Here is a 17,667-nt window from a genome sequence, read left to right as displayed (position 1 = left end):
GACCGTCACCCGCCCGCCCTACCGGGCCGCGTGCCGGGGAGATCCCGTCGCCACGGACGGCTGGTCGGTCGGTTCGCCGTGCTCCAGCCGGGGCAGCCGGCGCAGGGCCCTGGGGGTGTGCCAGTTCCGTTCGCCGAGCAGCGCCATCACCGAGGGCAGCAGCACCATCCGTACGATCGTCGCGTCCAGCAGGACCGCGACCGCAAGGCCCACACCCATCTGCTTCATGTCCTGCATGGAGAGCGTGCCGAAGACCGCGAACACCGCCACCATGATGGCCGCGGCTCCGGTCACCGCGCCCGCGGTGGCGCGTACGCCCTCGCTGATGGCGCTCGGTGTGTCGGCCCCCCGGTCCCAGGCCTCACGGATGCGTGAGACCACGAACACGTGGTAGTCCATCGACAGCCCGAACAGCACCACGAGGACGAACAGCGGCAGCCAACTCTGGATAGCGCCGACCGCCTCCGTGCCGAGGAGGGACGCGCCCCAGCCGTGCTGGAACACCGCGACCATCACCCCGTAGGCGGCGGCCACCGAGAGCAGGTTGAGCAGGATCGAGGTGGCGGCGATGACATAGGAGCGGAAGCAGAACAGCATCAGCAGGAAGGTCACCGCCGTGATGAAGACGAAGACCGGGACGATGCCGCGCTTCAACTGGTCGTTGAAGTCGACCGACTCGGCGAGTTCACCGGCGACATAGGCCTCAGCTCCCGTGCCGTCGAAGGCCGCGGGCACGGTCTTGTCCCGGAGTTCGGCGAGGGCGGCCTTCGAACGGTCGTCGGAGCCATCGCCGGCGAGGGGTACCTCGATCTCCGCGACATCGCGCTCCCGGTCCACGGTGACCTGGGCGAAGGCGGCCAGCGCGGCCCGTACCGGCCCGGCCGTGATGTCATCGGCCGAAACGACCACCCGGGCAGGTTCGGGTCCACCGGGGAACGCGGTGGTGATGCGCTGATGGGCGATGGAGAGTGCCGCGTCGGAGCCGAACTGCTTCTCCATACCGAGTTGTTCGGTCTTCATTCCCACCGCGGGGGCGGCGAGCGCCAGCAGAACGACGGCGCCCACGGCGGCGAACAGTTTCGGCCGCGCCAGTACGGGCCCCAGCACCGCGCCCGCCAGAGCACCGCTCCGGCCCGCCTTCTTGGCACGGCGGTTGAGGAAGGGGAGGCGGCCGGCGTCGACGCGGTCCCCCAGCCAGGCGAGCAGTGCGGGCAGCACGGTGACCGAGCCGAGCATGGCGATGAAGACGACGAGGATGGTGGCGAGCGCGAAGCCCTCGAACAGCATCAGACCGGAGAGGAACATCCCCGCCATCGCCACCATCACGGTGACCCCGGAGATCAGCACGGCCCGTCCGCTGGTGGCCGCGGCGATCCGCAGCGCGGTTTCGGCGTCATGGCCGGCGGCCCGCTCATCGCGTTCGCGCCGCAGGTAGAAGAGGCAGTAGTCAACGCCGACGGCCAGCCCCATCAGGAACATCACCGAATAGGTCGTCTGGAACAGATGGAGTTGATGGCTGGCGAGCGAGAGCAGACCGAAGGCCGCCAGGCACGCGGTCAGTGCGAGCCCCACCGGGAGCAGGGCCGCGACAACGGCCCCGAAGGCCACCAGCAGGATGCCGAGCGCCAGCGGTACGGCGGTGAACTCGGCCCGCTTGAAGTCGTCGGCGAGCAGATCCCCCAGCCATTTGTCCGCACTGGCCTGGCCGAACTGGTGGACCTCGATGTTCTGGTGGGTTCGATCCACTTCCGCCACCGCGTCGAGCACCGGCTGCACCCGGTCCCCGGCTGTCTTGGAATCCCCCTTGACCTCAAAGCGGATCAGCGCCTGCCGTCCGTCTTGGGAGGCGAGGGGCGGCTCGACCCTCTGGACCTCGCCGGTTCCCTCGATCGCGGCGGTCACCTCGCGGGCGGCCGTCCGCCATCCCCCGGCCATATCGGCGCTGACCAGCACGAGCTCTCCAGCTGGCCGGTCCAGACCCACATCGTCGAGGATCTTCTGGGCCCGTGCGGAGTCACCGGTGCCCATCTCGGAATCCGACATCTCCACCATGCCGGCCGAGCCCCCCACAACGGTGGCCAGCACTACGAAAAGTAGCCATCCGACGATGGCCGTCTTGCGGTGGTGCGCGCTCCACACACCGATACGAGCCGCGAGATTGCGTCTCATGGTCTTCATTCCCCCAAGGGCCGGGTGCTGAGGTGAGCACCGGACGGTGGCAACGAGCCCCGTTCACACCGCGGCACCGACGATCCTGAGTGGCTTCCGGGGTGCGGCACCGCGGCGGCGGCCGGTTGGGCCGGCGCCGCCGCGCTGGGGTTTCGTCGCCGTTCGGGTACGACGCTAGAAAGCTGGGCCGCTGTCCCCCAGCCGTTGAAACCCCCGGCCGTGGAGCCCGAAGGCGAGGGCGGGGGGTGGTGCTAGTGCCACCATCCCCGGGGGGAAGGGGCCAGTGACCAGCGGTTGGCGGCACGACAGACTAGGAGCTCACTCCACCGGACGAGGGGAAGGCCCATGAACGCCACAACGGCACGGGCGGCGGCGATCGCAGGTGCCCAGGGGCTGGCGCTGGCGCTGATGGCACTGACCGGATCGATCATCCTGTTCGTCCTGACGGTGGTGTCCCTCGCTCTGGTGGTGGCCGGGGTCGGCGTCTTCACCACCCCCGTCGTGCTGAGGCTGGTTCGGGCGCACGCGGACTTCCGTCGGCGACTGGCGGGCCAGTGGGGTGCCGAGCCCATACCGGCGCGCTACCGGCCCCTGCCGAGAGACGCGCGTACCGGTGTCACCGGCCAGGTCGAGCGCTGCGTCCATATGCTGCGCGACCCGGCGACCTGGCGGGATGTGCAGTGGCTCTTCGTGGATCTGACGGCCGGTGCGGTGGTCGCCGTCCTCGGCCCCGGACTCTTCGCGCAGGGCCTCTTCGGTCTGCTGCTGGTCATGGGGCTCTGGGTGCCCATCGTGTCCGCGGGCGGCACCCACTGGTTCACCTTCGTCCCCGTGGACAGCTGGAGTACGGCGGGCGCCGCGGCGATGGTGGGTGCGGGGCTGATCGGCATCGGCATCAAGGTCAATCCGCTTCTGGTGCGCACCCACTTCAGGATCGCGGGCTCGATGCTGGCCCCCAGCCGGGCCGAGTTGGCACAGCGCATCGGGCGGCTGACCGAGACCCGGCATGACGCACTGGACAGCTCGGCCGCCGAGCTGCGCCGCATCGAGCGCGACCTCCATGACGGCGCGCAGGCCCGGCTGGTGGCGGTCGGCATGAACCTCAGTACCGTCGAGGCCCTGATCGAGCGGGACCCGGCACAGGCGAGGGAGTTGCTCGCGCAGGCCCGGGCGACCTCGGCGGAGGCCCTGGTGGAGCTGCGTGACCTGGTTCGGGGCATCCACCCGCCGGTGCTCGCCGAACGGGGACTGGGCGATGGGGTGAAGGCGCTGGCGCTGCGGCTCCCGCTGCGGACCGAAGTGGATGTGGAGTTGTCGGGCCGGGTGGACGCCCCGGTGGAATCGGCGGCCTACTTCGCGGTCAGCGAGGCGCTGGCCAACGCGGTCAAGCACTCGGGTGCCGACCGGATCTGGGTGGACATCACCCATGCGGACGGATCGCTGCGGATCGCGGTCACGGACAACGGCAGAGGTGGCGCGTCCCTGACCGCGGGATCGGGGCTGAGCGGTGTCGAACGCAGGCTCGGTACATTCGACGGTGTCCTGGCCGTCAGCTCTCCCGTCGGCGGCCCCACCATGGTCACCATGGAGATCCCTTGCGAGTTGTTCTAGCCGAGGACCTGTTTCTGCTCCGCGATGGCCTGGTGCGACTCCTGGAGGCGTACGGATTCACCATCGTGGCCGCCGTCGAGAGCGGGCCCGAGCTCGCCAAGGCGCTGGCCGAGCTGGAACCGGATGTCGCCGTGGTCGATGTCCGGCTTCCCCCGTCCCACACGGACGAGGGGTTGCAGTGCGCTCTGGCGGCACGGCGGGCGCGGCCGGGGCTGCCCGTGCTGGTCCTCTCCCAGCATGTGGAGCAGTTGTACGCGCGCGAACTGCTGGCCGACGGTACCGGTGGGGTCGGCTATCTGCTCAAGGACCGGGTCTTCGACGCCGACCAGTTCATCGACGCGGTACGCAGGGTGGCGGCGGGCGGCACGGCCATGGACCCGCAGGTGATCTCGCAACTGCTCAGCCGACGCGCACAGGACCGGCCGTTGGCCAGGTTGACCCCACGTGAGGTGGAGGTCATGGAGCTGATGGCACAGGGACGTTCCAACGGGGCGATCGCCGCGCAGTTGACGGTCACCGAGCGGGCGGTGGCCAAGCACACCTCGAACATCTTCGGAAAGCTGGAGCTACCGGTTTCGGACGATGACAACCGGCGGGTGCTCGCGGTGCTCGCCTATCTGGACCGGGGCTGATCCACCCGTGGGGACTCGACCGGGGCTGATCCATCCATGGGGACCCGACCTCGGCTGATCGAGACCGCCGGCTGGTCGAGACCGCTCCCCCAAGGCCATTTTTGCCCCACTATGCCCGGACTGTCACTGGACTTTCCTCCGAATTCCCACGGGGACTGAACGCCTCCTGAGCCCGGTCCGTATGGAACGGAGCGCTTCTCCCTCTGCCGGGGACGCTCAACAACCCTCAACCGACCTCCTCCCCGGCAACGAAGCAGAGGAGTTCCCTTGGGACGCACGACAAGAAGACGCTCGAAGCTGGCGAACCGCGCGATCATCTCGACGGTCGCACTGATCCTGGGCGGGGGTGGGCTGGTCGCGGTCAATGTGACCGCGTCCGCGGGCGAAGGCCGGTCCGACCAGGGACAGCCACGGAATCTGAATGCCGGACAGCAGGTGTCCACCATCGACTGCCCCGAGGTCGCCAACGGGCTTCCTCGCGAGATGCCGGGACAGGCACGCGCCGAGGTGGACCGCGAACTGGCGGCGATGGACACCCAGATCACCGACGCGTACCAGCGGTTCGCCGAGCGCAGAGATCAGGTTCAGCGCGACCCTCAACTGGCTGACAAAGAGATCCTCAGCCCGTTGCAGGACGATCGCCAGCAGAGCATCGACCGGATCGTCACGGCCATCGACCGGAGCGGCGCGAGACCGCAGGGCATGGAGAGCATGGCTTCCTGCACCCTGCGCGCGGACGACTCCGGTGACGACGGCGACAACGACGATGACGACAGCGACGAGAACAACAACCCGGTGAAGGGGAAAGGCAAGGGAAACGGAAACAACGGCAACGGCAACGGTCCAGGCAGTGGGAATGGGAACGGCAACGGAAACGGGCAGGGTAGCGGCCAGGGCGGCAATGGCCCCGTACGCTCCGACTTCGTCGACATCAAGTCCATCCGCCCCAACGTCCAGAAGGCACAGCAGCGCCAAGGCGCCTCCCGTGGCACCTTCACCAGCAGCTGTGGAGTCAACGCCAACGGCCTGTTCAACTCCGACAATGTGATCGTGGCGCCCGGTGTCAGCAATGGCGCGCACCATATGCACGACTACATCGGCAACCAGGCAAACAACGCCTTCGCCAGCAATGACAGCCTCGCCAGAGGCCGTACCACCTGTAGCAACCGTGGTGACAAGTCCACCTACTACTGGCCCGTCCTGAGGGTCCAGAACGGCCGGGACGAGACCGACGCCAACGCCCCCGGCGGCGGCGAGGACCAGAACGTGGGCGAGATCCAGACCCCGACCCAGGTCTCCCTGACCTTCGTCGGCAGCCCGGTGGGCAAGGTCACCGCCATGCCCCGCTTCCTGCGCATCATCACCGGCGACGCCAAGGCCTTCGCGAACGGCCCCGGCAATGCCAACGCGTCATGGAGCTGCACCGGCTTCGAAGAGCGCCAGTTGAAGGACAAGTACCCGATCTGCCCGCGCGGCAGCCAGGTGGTGCGTACGTTCAAGTTCCAGAGCTGCTGGGACGGTCGCAACACCGACAGTGCCAACCACCGTACCCATGTGGCCTTCGCGGACCGCAACGGCCGGTGCGGCAAGGGCTTCCGGGCGATTCCCCAACTGGTCCAGCGGGTCGTCTACAAGGTCCCGCCCGGTCCGGGCTTCGCGGTCGACTCCTTCCCGGAGCAGCTGCACAAGCCCGTCACGGACCACGGCGACTTCATCAATGTCTTCGATCGGCAAGTGATGAACCGGATGGTCAGCTGCATCAACAGCGGCGACAGGTGCCGGTGACCTGAGCAGGCCGGCTCGGCCCCTCTTGGCGCGGGGGCCGATCCGGCCGTCACCTGCTCACCGCCCACCCCCCACACCCCGTACGCCCCACCGATCTCACCTCGCGGCAGTGGCGCCCGTCATCGGAGCGGCGCCCCCCAGTCCTGCGCGGTCAGCTGCCATGGTCCGAGTGATCCTCGCTCCCCCCGCCGCCACTCCCCTTACTTCCCCCCGAGTGGTGTAGCGAGCCGGTCTCCACCATGCCCCCGAGCCGACCGCGCAGCGCCGTGACCACCTTCTCCTCGCCGACCGCGACCCAGCGACGGCCCACGAGATAGGTGCCACCGTAGTCATTGGCCTCATTGATCCACTCGCGCTGCCCGCGGTCGGTGGCAAAGGTGGTGAGCACATACCTGCCATCGGATGTGGCGCAGTTCGCCTGCCGCAGCTCATCCGCGTCCGTCTGGATGTTCGGTTTGCACCGCGCCCGTGCGGCGAGCTCCTCCAGGGTGCCCACGGCCGGCTCAGGTGCTTCCTCGCCCTTGGTCGACCCGCCGCCACGCCGATCACCGTCACCGCCCGAAGAACATGCCGCGACGGCCGCGAGCGCCACAACTGCCAGTACCGCACGGGCTGTACGCCTCACCCGGGAATCCGTCCTCGTCCGCATTCGGCCATCGTGCCCGTGCGGAGCCCCTCCGCGGGAGTGAACGCCGAGTAACGTGCGCCACGCACGCACCTGCTGTCGCTGCGCGCTCACGGATACGGGAGTACACGGAGGAGTCCTGATGTCCGAGCTGTCGAGACGTACGGTCCTGGGCACCGCGGGAGCGATCGGCGTGGGCGCGGCCCTCGCCGGCCCTGCTCACACCGCCGCGGCCCACACCCCGCCCCTGGCACCATCCCCCCGCCGCAAGGCCGTCTTCGATACCGCCCCGGCGCTGGCCGCGCTGCGGCGGCTGCTGCCGGATCACGCCGATCAGTTCCGGCTCCGGGCCATCGAAGGCCCCGAGCGCTTCAAGGTCACCGGCACCACCGGCCGCGTCGATGTGGCCGGTACCTCGGCCGCCGTGCTCCTCACCGGAGCGCACTGGTACCTCAAGTACGTCTGCCGGGCCCAGATCTCCTGGTCCGGCAGTCAGTTGGAGCTACCCGAGCGACTTCCCGCGCCCCGGGGGGCGTTGGAGCGGCGCGCCACCGTGCCCCATCGCTTCGCCTGCAACGACACCCATGACGGCTACACCGCCCCCTACGCCGACTGGGCCCGCTGGGAGCGGCTGATCGATGTGCTCGCCCTCCACGGCTGCAATGAAATCCTGGTCACACCCGGTCAGGAAGCGGTCTACCACCGGCTGCTGACGGGGTTCGGCTACTCGGACACCGAAGCCCGCACCTGGCTGCCCGCCCCCTCCCACCAGCCGTGGTGGCTGCTCCAGAACATGAGCGACTACGGCGGTCCGGTGTCGCCGGCACTGCTGGCGGCCCGTACGGAGCTGGGGCGCAGAATCGTGGAGCGGCTGCGTGAGCTGGGGATGCGGGCGGTGCTGCCGGGGTACTTCGGTACGGTCCCCGACGGCTTCGTCTCCCGCAATCCCGGTGCCCGGGTGATCCCCCAGGGCACCTGGAACGGGCTGCGCCGCCCCGACTGGCTCGATCCGCGCACCCCCGTCTTCCCCGAGGTCGCCGCCGCCTACTACCGGCACCAGGCGGAGCTCTTCGGCGATATCGACTACTTCAAGATGGATCTGCTGCACGAGGGCGGTACCGCGGGCGACGTCCCCGTGGCGGATGCGGCGCGGGCCGTCGAGACCTCGCTGCGCACCGCCCGCCCGGAGGCGACCTGGGTGATCCTCGGCTGGCAGTCCAATCCGCGCCCGGCGCTGCTGAACGCCATCGACACCAGCCGGGTGTTGATCGTGGACGGGCTCTCCGACCTGGACACCGTCGTCGACCGCGACCAGGAGTGGGGCGGCGCGCCCTACGCCTTCGGCACCATCCCCAACTTCGGCGGTCGCACCACGATCGGGGCGAACACCGACCGGTGGACGGCCAAGTTCACGGCCTGGCGGGACAAGCCGGGCAGCGCGCTCGTCGGCACCGCCTACATGCCCGAGGCCGCCGAGCGCGATCCGGCCGCCCTGGAGCTCTTCAGCGAGTTGGCGTGGCGCGAGGAGCGGATCGACCGGGCCGCCTGGTTCGCCGAGTACGCCACGGTCCGCTACGGCGGCCAGGACCAGGCGGCGCAGGCCGCCTTCGCCGCGCTGGCCACCACCGCCTACCAGCTCACCAGCACCGATGGCCGCCCCTATGACTCGCAGTTCGGCCGGCGCCCCAACCTCACATCGGCGATCGGTACGGCCTTCGATCCGGCCGGCTTCGACCTGGCGCTCGCCGAGCTGCTCAAGGTCCGCTCCGAACTCCGCGACAGTGACGCCTACCGCCATGATCTGACCGATGTGGCCCGCCAGGCACTGGCCAATCGCTCCCGCACCCTCCAACTCCCCCTGCGCGCGGCCTACGCCGGCAAGGACGTGGAGACCGTGCGCGCGCTGTCGGTGCTCTGGCTGAAACTCATGCGGCTCAGCGACACCATGGCCGGTTGCCATCGCTCCTTTCTCCTCGGTCCCTGGCTGGAGGACGCCAAACGGTTCGCCACCAGCCCCGAGGAGGCCCTGGAACTGGAGCGCACCGCCCGGGTCCTGGTCACCACCTGGGGCGACCGGGTCGTGGCGGGTCAGTTGAGCAACTACGCCAACCGCGACTGGCACGGGCTGATCAGCGATGTCCATGTGCCGCAGTGGGAGGCGTACCTCGGCGAACTGGTCGCAGCGCTCACCGAGGGACGGGCGGCCAAGTCCTTCGACTGGTACGTATCCGAGGAGGCATGGACCAAGGACCAGCGCTCCTATCCCACCCGGCCCACAGGCGACGCCTACCGCACCGCCCAGCGGGTGTACGAAACCCTGGCCACCGCGCCCTACCAGGGCTTCGCCTCGGTGAGCATGGACCCACCCGCCTTCTCCCCGGGCGGCTCCGGCACGGTGACGGCGACCTTCCGCAACCTCAGTGGACTGCGCGCCACCGGCAAGGTGGACTTCGCCCTCACGGGCGCGGACCTGGCCCCCGAGCCGACGGGACCGACCTCGGTGGAATCCGTACCGGCGGGAGGAAACGGCTCCGTCGCCTGGCGGGTCACCGCACCCGCCACCGCGCTGACCGAGCCACTGCACCCCCTGCCGTACAGCCTGCTCACCCGGTACGGGCCCAAGGACGAGGACCGGGTGTCGGTGACCCAGCAGGGTGCGCTGCATGTCGCGGCTCCGCTGGATGCCCAGTGGCGTACGTTCACCAGCAACGCGGCCGTCTTCGGGCAGTTGGGCGACCGCTTGGCGATCAACGGCGCGGGCAATGACCTCTGGCGCGGCACGGTCCAGTTCGGTACGGCCTACCGCGAGGCGGCGATGAGCCCCGGCACCACGGTGGTCCTACGGGTGGACGCACAGGCCAACACCGCCGGCTGGGCGCGGGCGGGCATCGTCGTGCGCAACCGGCTCGGTGTCCAGGGCGATCCGGGGTTCCTCAATCTCGCGGTCACCCCGGGCCAGGGCGTGGCACTGTCCTATGACTCCAACGGCGACAGCACCCTGGACACCTACCGCCGGATCACGGGGGTGCGGGCTCCGGTGCTGCTGCGGTTGACCCGTGGGACCGGCACCTCCTTCACCGGGGCCTGTTCGGTGAACGGCGGCACCACCTGGCGGACGGTGGCGACGGTGACCGTGCCGGGTGCCGCCCAGACGCAGGATGTGGGGCTGTTCATGACGGCCATAAACGGTGGCAGCGGCGCGCGGGGGACGGTGAAGTTCAGCGGCTGGAGCGTGACCACCGGCTGAGCGCCGCGCCGCGGGGCCCGGGAGCCGGCGACAGCCCCGGGCCCAGGCCACCGCTCCCCCGAACGAAGGAGCCGCCGGTCAGGACTGCCGGGGCAACCGCTCCTCGGAACTCCCCGCCCGCGGACCGACCAGCGGATGACCGCTCCCGAACAACTGCCCCATCGAGCCGGTGTCCCGGCCTCGGCGCCCGAACACCCCGCCCCGAGCCGGGATCTCCCATCGAGCGCGGTCTTCGCCTGGACACGCCCTGATTTGATGCTGCTGGGGCGGGTGATTCCCCAGCCGCCACCCGTGGGTGACCATACGACGATTCGCTCGTTCAGCTGAACGTGCGCTCACAGGACACCATCCCCTCACCCGGGTCCCCCCTCGAACTCGAACACGCCGAGGCCGCCCTCGTCGAGCACTACCCCCGGCTCGTTCGCATCGCCTACCTCGTGCTCCCGCCCTCGCTCGGCCGCAATCGCCGAGTCCTCACGGCCCACTCCGTGGTGCAGCGCTCGCTGCCGCGCGGCCGGGTCGAGGAGGGCGGCAGCGGCTACTCCTACGTCCGGGCCCGCGTGCTGGAGCAGGCCCTGGAGGCAGGGCTGCCGCTCAGGAGACTCGCCCGCCCCCGACGCTCCCAACTCCCTCCGCTCCTCCCCCAGGTCTGGGGGCTCCGGGTCTTCCCCCGCGCGGGTGGCGCCGATGAACTCGCCCTGGACCAGCGGCTCTCCGCCCTCTCGGGCCTGGCGCGCGCCGCCTATGTGCTGCGCCATCTGGAGGGCCTCGACGACCAAGCCGTACGGCAGGTGCTGCATGACTCCGGCGTGGAGAACACCGCCCTGGCGATCGCCGAAGTCGACCAGGCGCATCACGCGGACGCCGGGGCCGCCGCCCTGCTGACATCGGACGAGTTCGACCCCTGCTCGCTCCAGGTCCGGCCCACCGATCTGATGCGCCGGCGCCAGCACTTCCGGGCGGCGCTGGTGGGGGCTGCGGCGCTCGCGGTGTGCGGCGCTCTGCTCGGGATGCCCGGTGACGGCTGGGGCACCCACGGCGCGGCGGCTCCGCCGTATGCCCGCAACCCGGTCGCCGAGCAGGCCTTGGACCCGAACCGGCTGGTACGGGTCTCCCCCACGGTGTGGCAGCAGTCGTCGCGGATGGACTTCTCGGTGTGGCCCGCGCGCGGCGATCTCACCGAGGACAAGTCCCTGCTGCGCCGGGCGCTCGCCGTCTGGGCGCGCCCGGGTAAGTCGGTACAGGTGTCGGCCACCCCGGCCACCCCTCCGGGGCCGCCGATGGGGCCCGCCCATCTGCTCTACGCCGGTCTGGTCGACCAGGCCCGGGTGGTGCTGCTGCACGACGGTCTGCGGGTGGTCCGCTATGCCGAGCCCACCGATGAGACCCGCGGCGCGGCCCTTGACTTCGCCCGTACGGACGGGGCTGAGACACTGTCGTCGGATGCCCTGGTGGTGGGGAGGACCGATGGGAACGTCCGCTATCTGACCGCCCCTTGGGTACGGAAGCTGTCCGTGCGGGATCTGCTCACCCCGCTCGGTGGCGCCCGGACACTACGGCGGGACACCTACGGGGTGACCGGTCCGCTCCCCAGTCCGGCGCAGGCTCGTGAGTGCCGGACCTGGGAGGCGCTGGAGGTGGGCGACGGAACGGTGGACCGGCTGCTGACCGACCTGGGCGAGCTGACTCCGGCTCGGCTCACCTTCGGTGCGCCGACCGCTCCACAGGACGTGGCCGGTGCGACGGCCCGGCCCAGTTGGGCGAGGACGGCCTGTCTCCTGCCGGAGATGCGCGGCCTGGGGGTGCGTACGGTGAATCTCTGGCAGTACGCCAAGCAGCCGCTGCCGGAGTCGAACGGCACGGCGAGCTGGTTGTGTCTGCGGGCGGAGACCTGGCGGGGCCGGGGCAGCCGGGCTCTGGCGCAGTTCCAGCCGCCGGGCGCTTCGCTGGGTGCGGTGGTGGCCCGGGCCGAGGACTCGGCGGCGTGCGGGGTACGCGACGCCAAGGCACTGGCCGGTGTGGTGTGGCGGTCAGGGGCCGGCGACTGGTACGTACTGGCGGCCGGGAGCGACCAGTTCACCTCGGTCGCGGCATCGGGCGGGGTGACCGGCCAGGCAAGCGGGCGACTGCTCGCGATCCCGGCGCGGGAGGGCGCCCGTGCGACCTTGACGGGTCGACTGACGGACGGCACCAAGGTGGCCGCGCTGGAGTGAGCCCCGCGGTCCGGAGCAGCCCCGGAGTTGGGCGCCCCACGGTTCGGCCCCCCGGAACCACGTCCACGGCCGGGCCGGGCGGCGCTTCCCGCCATTTCGGCGCGTGCGGGATCTGGCGAGGATGTCCCGCAGCACCCTGTTGCTCGGGCCTACCTGTCAGTATATTGACGCAATGTCTCATACTCGGCCCTCGCCCGTTGCGTCGGACCGGATCGAACTCAAGGCCCGCAAGGTGTCCTTCGACTGGGAACGGACCCCGCTCCACTGGGTCCCCGGCGACCCCTTCACCACCCACACCATCAACGTTCTGCATCTGCTGCTCCCGGCCGGCGAGCGGTGGTTCGTCCATGTCTACCGGCAGGTGCTGCCCCTGATCAGGGACGATTCTCTGCGCGAGGACGTCATCGGGTTCATCGGTCAGGAGGCCGTGCACTCCCAGGCGCACGACGATGTGCTGCCCCACCTCCAGCGCCTCGGTCTGGACCCCACCCCCTACACGGCCCAGGTCGACTGGCTCTTCGAGAAGCTCCTCGGCGATCGGACCCTGCCACCGGGCCGGGCCAGCCGCTGGTGGCTGCTGGAGCGGGTGGCGCTCATCGCCGCGATCGAGCACTACACCGCGTTCCTCGGCGACTGGGTCCTCAACGCCGATGAGCTGGATCGGCGCGGCGCCGATGCCACCATGCTGGACCTGCTGCGGTGGCACGGCGCGGAGGAGGTCGAACACCGGTCGGTGGCCTATGAGCTGTTCCAGCACCTGGACGGGAGCTATCACCGACGAGTTCGGACCTGGGCGACCGCCTTCTCGGCCCTGGTCTTCCTCTGGCAGCGCGGCACCCGGTTCTTCATGGCCAACGATCCCTCGCTGGTGGACGGCCGGGCGTCCTTCGCCCAGTTCTTCCGTGCGGGCCAACAGGGCGTGCTGCCGTCGACGCCGGAGATGCTGCGATCCATACCGCGCTATCTCAGTCGGGCCTACCACCCCTCCCAGGAGGGGGACACGGCCCAGGCCGTCGCCTATCTCACCGCTTCACCGGGCGCGAACGGAGGCCGCTGATGGCTCCTTCGCCTCCCCGCGCCCTGGGGGTCGCGCTGGCTGCCGGCGCCGCCCTACTCGCCAGGCGGGCACTGCACCGCAGGATCGACGCCTCGCCGCTCTGGCCACTGCCCGCGCTCCCGGAACCCATCTCGGGGCAGCGCACCGCCCAGGGGCCGACGACCCTGCGACGGGTGGTGGTCATCGAGCGGACGGTACCCGCCGACGGGGTGGTCCAACTCCGGCTGGCGTCGACGGCGACGGCCACCGCGAATCGAGCGCCCCGAGCGGGCCGAGCGGGCAACCCACTGCCGCCCTGGCAGCCCGGCGCCCATCTCGATGTGGTGCTGCCGTCCGGTCTGACCCGGCAGTTCTCCCTCTGCGGCGATCCGGCCGACCGGGCCGCCTACACCATCGCGGCCCGACTGATCACGGATGGCGACGGCGGCTCGCGCGAGGTCCATGAACAGCTTCGCGAGGGCACGGAGATCAGCGTTCGAGGTCCGCGCAACCGGTTCCCCCTGGTGGACTCGACCACGTATCAGTTCATCGCCGGTGGCATCGGCATCACCCCCGTACTCCCGATGCTTCGGGCCGTGGAAGCGGCGGGCGCCCAGTGGCGGCTGCTGTACTGCGGGCGGTCCCGGGCCGCGATGCCGTTCCTGGATGAGATCGAGGCGCTGGGCTCCCGCGGTGAGCGGGTCACCGTGGTCGCCGGGGATGAGTCGGGGCGCGCTGACCTCTCCTTCATCGCCGCGCTCCCCGCCGAGACCGCGGTCTACTGCTGCGGTCCCAGTGGGTTGATGGACGCGGTCGGCGCGTTGCTCCCGGCGGGCCGGACACCGCGTCTGGAGCGCTTCACCGCGAGCACCGCATCCACCGGCGACGGTGGCCCCTTCGACATCGAACTCCGTCGATCCGGGCGTACGGTCACGGTGGCGCCGGGGCAGTCGGCCCTCGCCGCGATCCGGGCGGAGCTGCCGAATGTTCCGTACTCCTGTCAGCAGGGGTTCTGCGGGACCTGCCGGCAGCGGGTGTTGGCGGGCGAGGTCGAGCACCGGGACGAGTTGCTCAGCGCGGCCGAACAGCGGGAGTCCATGCTGATCTGCGTGTCACGCTGCCGAGACGGACGGCTGGTACTCGATCTCTGACACCAGACTCTCCCCTCTCTCCCACCCCTTTAGCACAAGGTGCCGAGCAGCCATGAGGGCAACCTATAGAACAAGTGCGCGGATGACAGTCGGTAGGGTGTTCGCATGACCACCGGGGTTCGCCGCAGGATGGGCGTCGACGAGCGTAGGCAGCAGTTGATCGGCGTCGCGTTGGAGCTGTTCAGCTCGCGCTCCCCCGACGATGTCTCGATCGATGAGATCGCCGCCGCGGCCGGCATCTCCCGGCCGCTGGTCTACCACTACTTCCCCGGCAAGCAGAGTCTGTACGAGGCGGCTCTGCGCCGCGCGGCCGATGAGTTGGCGGCTCGGTTCAACGAGCCGCACGAAGGCCCGCTCGGAGCACGGCTGCTGCGGGTGATGGGCCGCTTCTTCGACTTCGTCGACCACCACGGACCCGGATTCTCCGCGCTGATGCGCGGTGGCCCGGCGGTCGGCTCGACCACGACCAACGCGATGATCGACGAGGTCCGGCAGGCCGCCTACGACCAGATCATGGCCCATCTGGAGATCGAGAACCCACCGGTGCGGCTGACCCTGGTGGTCCGTTCCTGGGTGGCGCTCGCCGAATCGACCGCACTGCTCTGGCTGGACGGGCGCGATGTCCCGCGCACGGAGCTGGAGTTGCAGTTGGTGCATGACTTCGCGGCGCTCTGCGCGGTGAGTGCGGCGTACGACGAGGACATGGCCGGCGTCGTCAGCGGGATGCTCGCGAACGAGCCGGGCCAGGGGCCGTTCGGAGACCTGCTGGTCCGACTACTGGCCTTGGCCCCCGCTACTTCCTCCGCTGCCGAACCCCTGGCTTCCTCGGCCACCGCCCCGACGCCGGAGCCGACGGTATCGCCCGCCGTGGAGTCGCTGTCCGAGGAAGCGATCAAGCCGAAGGTTCCGGCGCCCCGCAAGGGGCATGAAGCTGGCGACCTCGCGTAGTCGGCTGTCGCGTATCGCTCGGTGAGGGCATCCGGTGGTCACCGTGTGCGGCCACGGGGGCAAAGGCGCGGGCGGTGGCCCGGCCGATCCCGGTGCCGGCCCCGGTGACGACGACGATCCTGCTGATCTGGGGCGCGGTGCTGCTTTCCAGGCCGGCCATCGTTCAACCCTGCCGCCAGCGGTAAGGTCAAGCGGCGCCGGGGGACTTGCGGTCACCGAGTGTGGTCGCCAGGTGCGAAGTGTCGTGGTGTTCGTCGATTCTGCGCACACCAGCCAGCGATGCTCCGAGTATGACTGTCACAGCGTTCTCCGCTTCATCCGCCGGACGCGACTCGATGCGAGCGATTCCCTTGAGCCCCGATGAGCGCGTGGCACCCGCCAACAGGCCCGCCCCTTCCCCGGCTAGTGGCCCCGCACTCCCCTCAGCGGAGGGTCGGGGAGCGGGACCGGCTCACGACCGCACCCGACGGCGCTGACGCGGAATTTCGCACGCCCCGCGCAAGACCCCGATGGCGGGGGTCATCTCGTATCCGCGAACGCCGGAGCGCGTTGACCCGGAGATGAGGGGAAAACATCCCCCGTGCGTGTCGGCAACCACGGCATGTGTGACGCCGTACTCATACTCACAAGGGAACCCCATGACCCAGGAGCTCGCTCCCACCCGCGCCGGCCAGCCCGCCCCACACCCGGCGGGCTGGTGGCGGGACGCCGTCATCTACCAGGTGTACGTACGGTCCTTCGCCGACAGCGACGGCGATGGGATCGGCGATCTCCAGGGCGCCCGCGCCCGGCTGCCCCATCTCGCGGAACTGGGCGTGGACGCCGTCTGGCTCACCCCCTTCTATCGATCACCCCAGGCCGACGGCGGCTATGACGTGGCCGACTACCGCGCTGTCGACCCGCTCTTCGGTGACCTCGCCGACGCGGACAGCCTGGTGCGCGAGGCCCACCGGCTGGGGCTGCGGGTGATCGTGGACATCGTGCCGAACCACACGTCCGACCAACACACCTGGTTCCAGGCCGCCCTCGCCGGAGGGGACGAGCGCGACCGGTACCACTTCCGCCCCGGCCGCGGTACGAACGGCGAACTGCCGCCCAATGACTGGGAGTCCGTCTTCGGCGGCCCGGCGTGGACCCGTACGGCCGCGGGCGACTGGTACCTCCATCTCTTCGCGTCCCAGCAGCCCGATCTCAATTGGGAGCACCCCGCGGTACACACGGAATTCGAGTCGATCCTGCGGTTCTGGCTGGACCTGGGCATCGATGGATTCCGTATCGATGTCGCCCACGGAATGATCAAGGCAGCGGGGATGCCGGACATCGGGCAGCGGGAGCAGGCCAAGATGATCGGCGCGCAGGTACTGCCGTTCTTCGACCAGGACGGCGTCCATGAGATCCATCGCTCCTGGCGCCGGCTCCTGGACAGCTACGACGGTGAGCGCATCGGCGTCGCCGAGGCCTGGGCCCCGTCTGCGGAACGGCTCGCGCTCTATGTGCGACCCGACGAACTGCACCAGGCGTTCAACTTCCAGTTTCTGACCTGCGCCTGGGACGCGGCTGCGATGCGCCGAGTCATCGATGAATCACTCGCCGCGACCACCTCGGTGGGTGCGACCACCACCTGGGTGCTCTCCAATCATGATGTCGTGCGCCACACCACCCGCTACGGAGACGGCGAGCGGGGACTGCGCAGGGCTCGGGCCGCGGCCCTGCTCACCCTGGCGCTCCCCGGGTCCGCGTATGTCTATCAGGGAGAGGAGCTGGGACTGCCGGAGGTGGATGTCCCGGACTCCCTCCGGCAGGACCCGGCCTTCTTCCGGGGCGACGGCCAGGAGGGGCTTCGCGACGGCTGCCGGGTGCCCCTTCCCTGGTCGGGCGACTCCGCTCCTTATGGCTTTGGGCCCGGTGGTAGCTGGCTGCCGCAACCGGAGAGCTGGAAGTCGCTCTCCGTGGCGGCGCAACGCGGTAACCCGGACTCCACTCTGGAGCTCTACCGCTCGGCGATCGCCCTGCGCCGACAGCTGCCCGGCCTGGGTGATGGCGCACTGGAGTGGCTTGTGGGACCGGAGGGAGTGCTGGTGTTCGCTCGCCCCGGGTTCGTCTGCACCCTGAACACCTTGGAGCGGGAGCTCACACTGTCCGCTCCTGGTCGGCCGGTGCTCTCATCGACGGCGCTGGAGATCCATGAGGGCGTGGTGAGACTTCCGGGAGAGAGCTGTGTGTGGTGGGCGGCCTAGCGCTCTGAGGGGA

The 17,667-nt window shown here is 70.0% G+C and carries 11 protein-coding genes; 9 read left to right on the top strand and 2 right to left on the bottom strand.

All coding sequences use genetic code 11. The annotated features are described in order from the left end of the window. Positions 1 to 18: 18 nt before the first annotated feature. Positions 19 to 2,169, bottom strand: a complete 2,151-nt coding sequence (locus NBG84_RS22610) for an MMPL family transporter (protein ID WP_250921383.1) — start codon at positions 2,167 to 2,169, stop codon at positions 19 to 21. Between the two features lie 345 nt (positions 2,170 to 2,514). Between NBG84_RS22610 and NBG84_RS22605 the strand changes: the two genes are divergently transcribed. The 3 genes from NBG84_RS22605 (at position 2,515) to NBG84_RS22595 (ending at position 6,197) form a co-directional block, all read left to right on the top strand. Then, positions 2,515 to 3,780 carry a sensor histidine kinase gene (locus NBG84_RS22605; protein ID WP_250921382.1) on the top strand — a complete coding sequence of 422 codons (1,266 nt, stop codon included), beginning with the start codon at positions 2,515 to 2,517 and terminating at the stop codon, positions 3,778 to 3,780. Further along, positions 3,765 to 4,412 carry a response regulator transcription factor gene (locus tag NBG84_RS22600; protein ID WP_250921381.1) on the top strand — a complete coding sequence of 216 codons (648 nt, stop codon included), beginning with the start codon at positions 3,765 to 3,767 and terminating at the stop codon, positions 4,410 to 4,412. Before NBG84_RS22605 ends, NBG84_RS22600 begins: the two co-directional genes overlap by 16 nt. 267 nt (positions 4,413 to 4,679) lie before the next feature. Beyond that, a complete protein-coding gene (locus NBG84_RS22595) occupies positions 4,680 to 6,197 on the top strand; it encodes a DUF1996 domain-containing protein (RefSeq protein ID WP_250921380.1) in 1,518 nt (505 codons plus the stop codon). 151 nt (positions 6,198 to 6,348) lie between these two features. Here NBG84_RS22595 and NBG84_RS22590 read toward each other — a convergent pair whose 3' ends face one another. After that, a complete protein-coding gene (locus NBG84_RS22590) occupies positions 6,349 to 6,846 on the bottom strand; it encodes a hypothetical protein (RefSeq protein ID WP_250921379.1) in 498 nt (165 codons plus the stop codon). A 118-nt stretch (positions 6,847 to 6,964) separates the two neighbouring features. Between NBG84_RS22590 and NBG84_RS22585 the strand changes: the two genes are divergently transcribed. The 6 genes from NBG84_RS22585 (at position 6,965) to NBG84_RS22555 (ending at position 17,654) form a co-directional block, all read left to right on the top strand. Beyond that, positions 6,965 to 10,069, top strand: coding sequence for an alpha-N-acetylglucosaminidase (locus tag NBG84_RS22585; RefSeq protein ID WP_250921378.1), 3,105 nt, complete (start codon positions 6,965 to 6,967; stop codon positions 10,067 to 10,069). Positions 10,070 to 10,398: 329 nt separating this feature from the next. Then, a complete protein-coding gene (locus tag NBG84_RS22580; protein ID WP_250921377.1) occupies positions 10,399 to 12,282 on the top strand; it encodes a hypothetical protein in 1,884 nt (627 codons plus the stop codon). A 172-nt stretch (positions 12,283 to 12,454) separates the two neighbouring features. After that, on the top strand, positions 12,455 to 13,339 hold the full coding sequence (locus tag NBG84_RS22575; RefSeq protein ID WP_250921376.1) for a metal-dependent hydrolase: 885 nt from the start codon (positions 12,455 to 12,457) through the stop codon (positions 13,337 to 13,339). After that, positions 13,339 to 14,469 (top strand): PDR/VanB family oxidoreductase, encoded by a 1,131-nt coding sequence (locus tag NBG84_RS22570; RefSeq protein WP_250921375.1) that lies wholly within the window; start codon positions 13,339 to 13,341, stop codon positions 14,467 to 14,469. Before NBG84_RS22575 ends, NBG84_RS22570 begins: the two co-directional genes overlap by 1 nt. Positions 14,470 to 14,574: 105 nt before the next feature. Then, entirely contained in the window at positions 14,575 to 15,417 is an 843-nt protein-coding gene (locus NBG84_RS22565; protein WP_250921374.1) for a TetR/AcrR family transcriptional regulator, read from the top strand. Between the two features lie 638 nt (positions 15,418 to 16,055). Then, positions 16,056 to 17,654 carry a glycoside hydrolase family 13 protein gene (locus NBG84_RS22555; RefSeq protein WP_250921373.1) on the top strand — a complete coding sequence of 533 codons (1,599 nt, stop codon included), beginning with the start codon at positions 16,056 to 16,058 and terminating at the stop codon, positions 17,652 to 17,654. Positions 17,655 to 17,667: the final 13 nt, after the last annotated feature.

The sequence above is a fragment of the Streptomyces albipurpureus genome, assembly GCF_023701525.1.
Taxonomy (GTDB): Bacteria; Actinomycetota; Actinomycetes; order Streptomycetales; family Streptomycetaceae; genus Streptomyces; species Streptomyces albipurpureus.
This window is presented reverse-complemented; position numbering and strand designations above follow the sequence as displayed.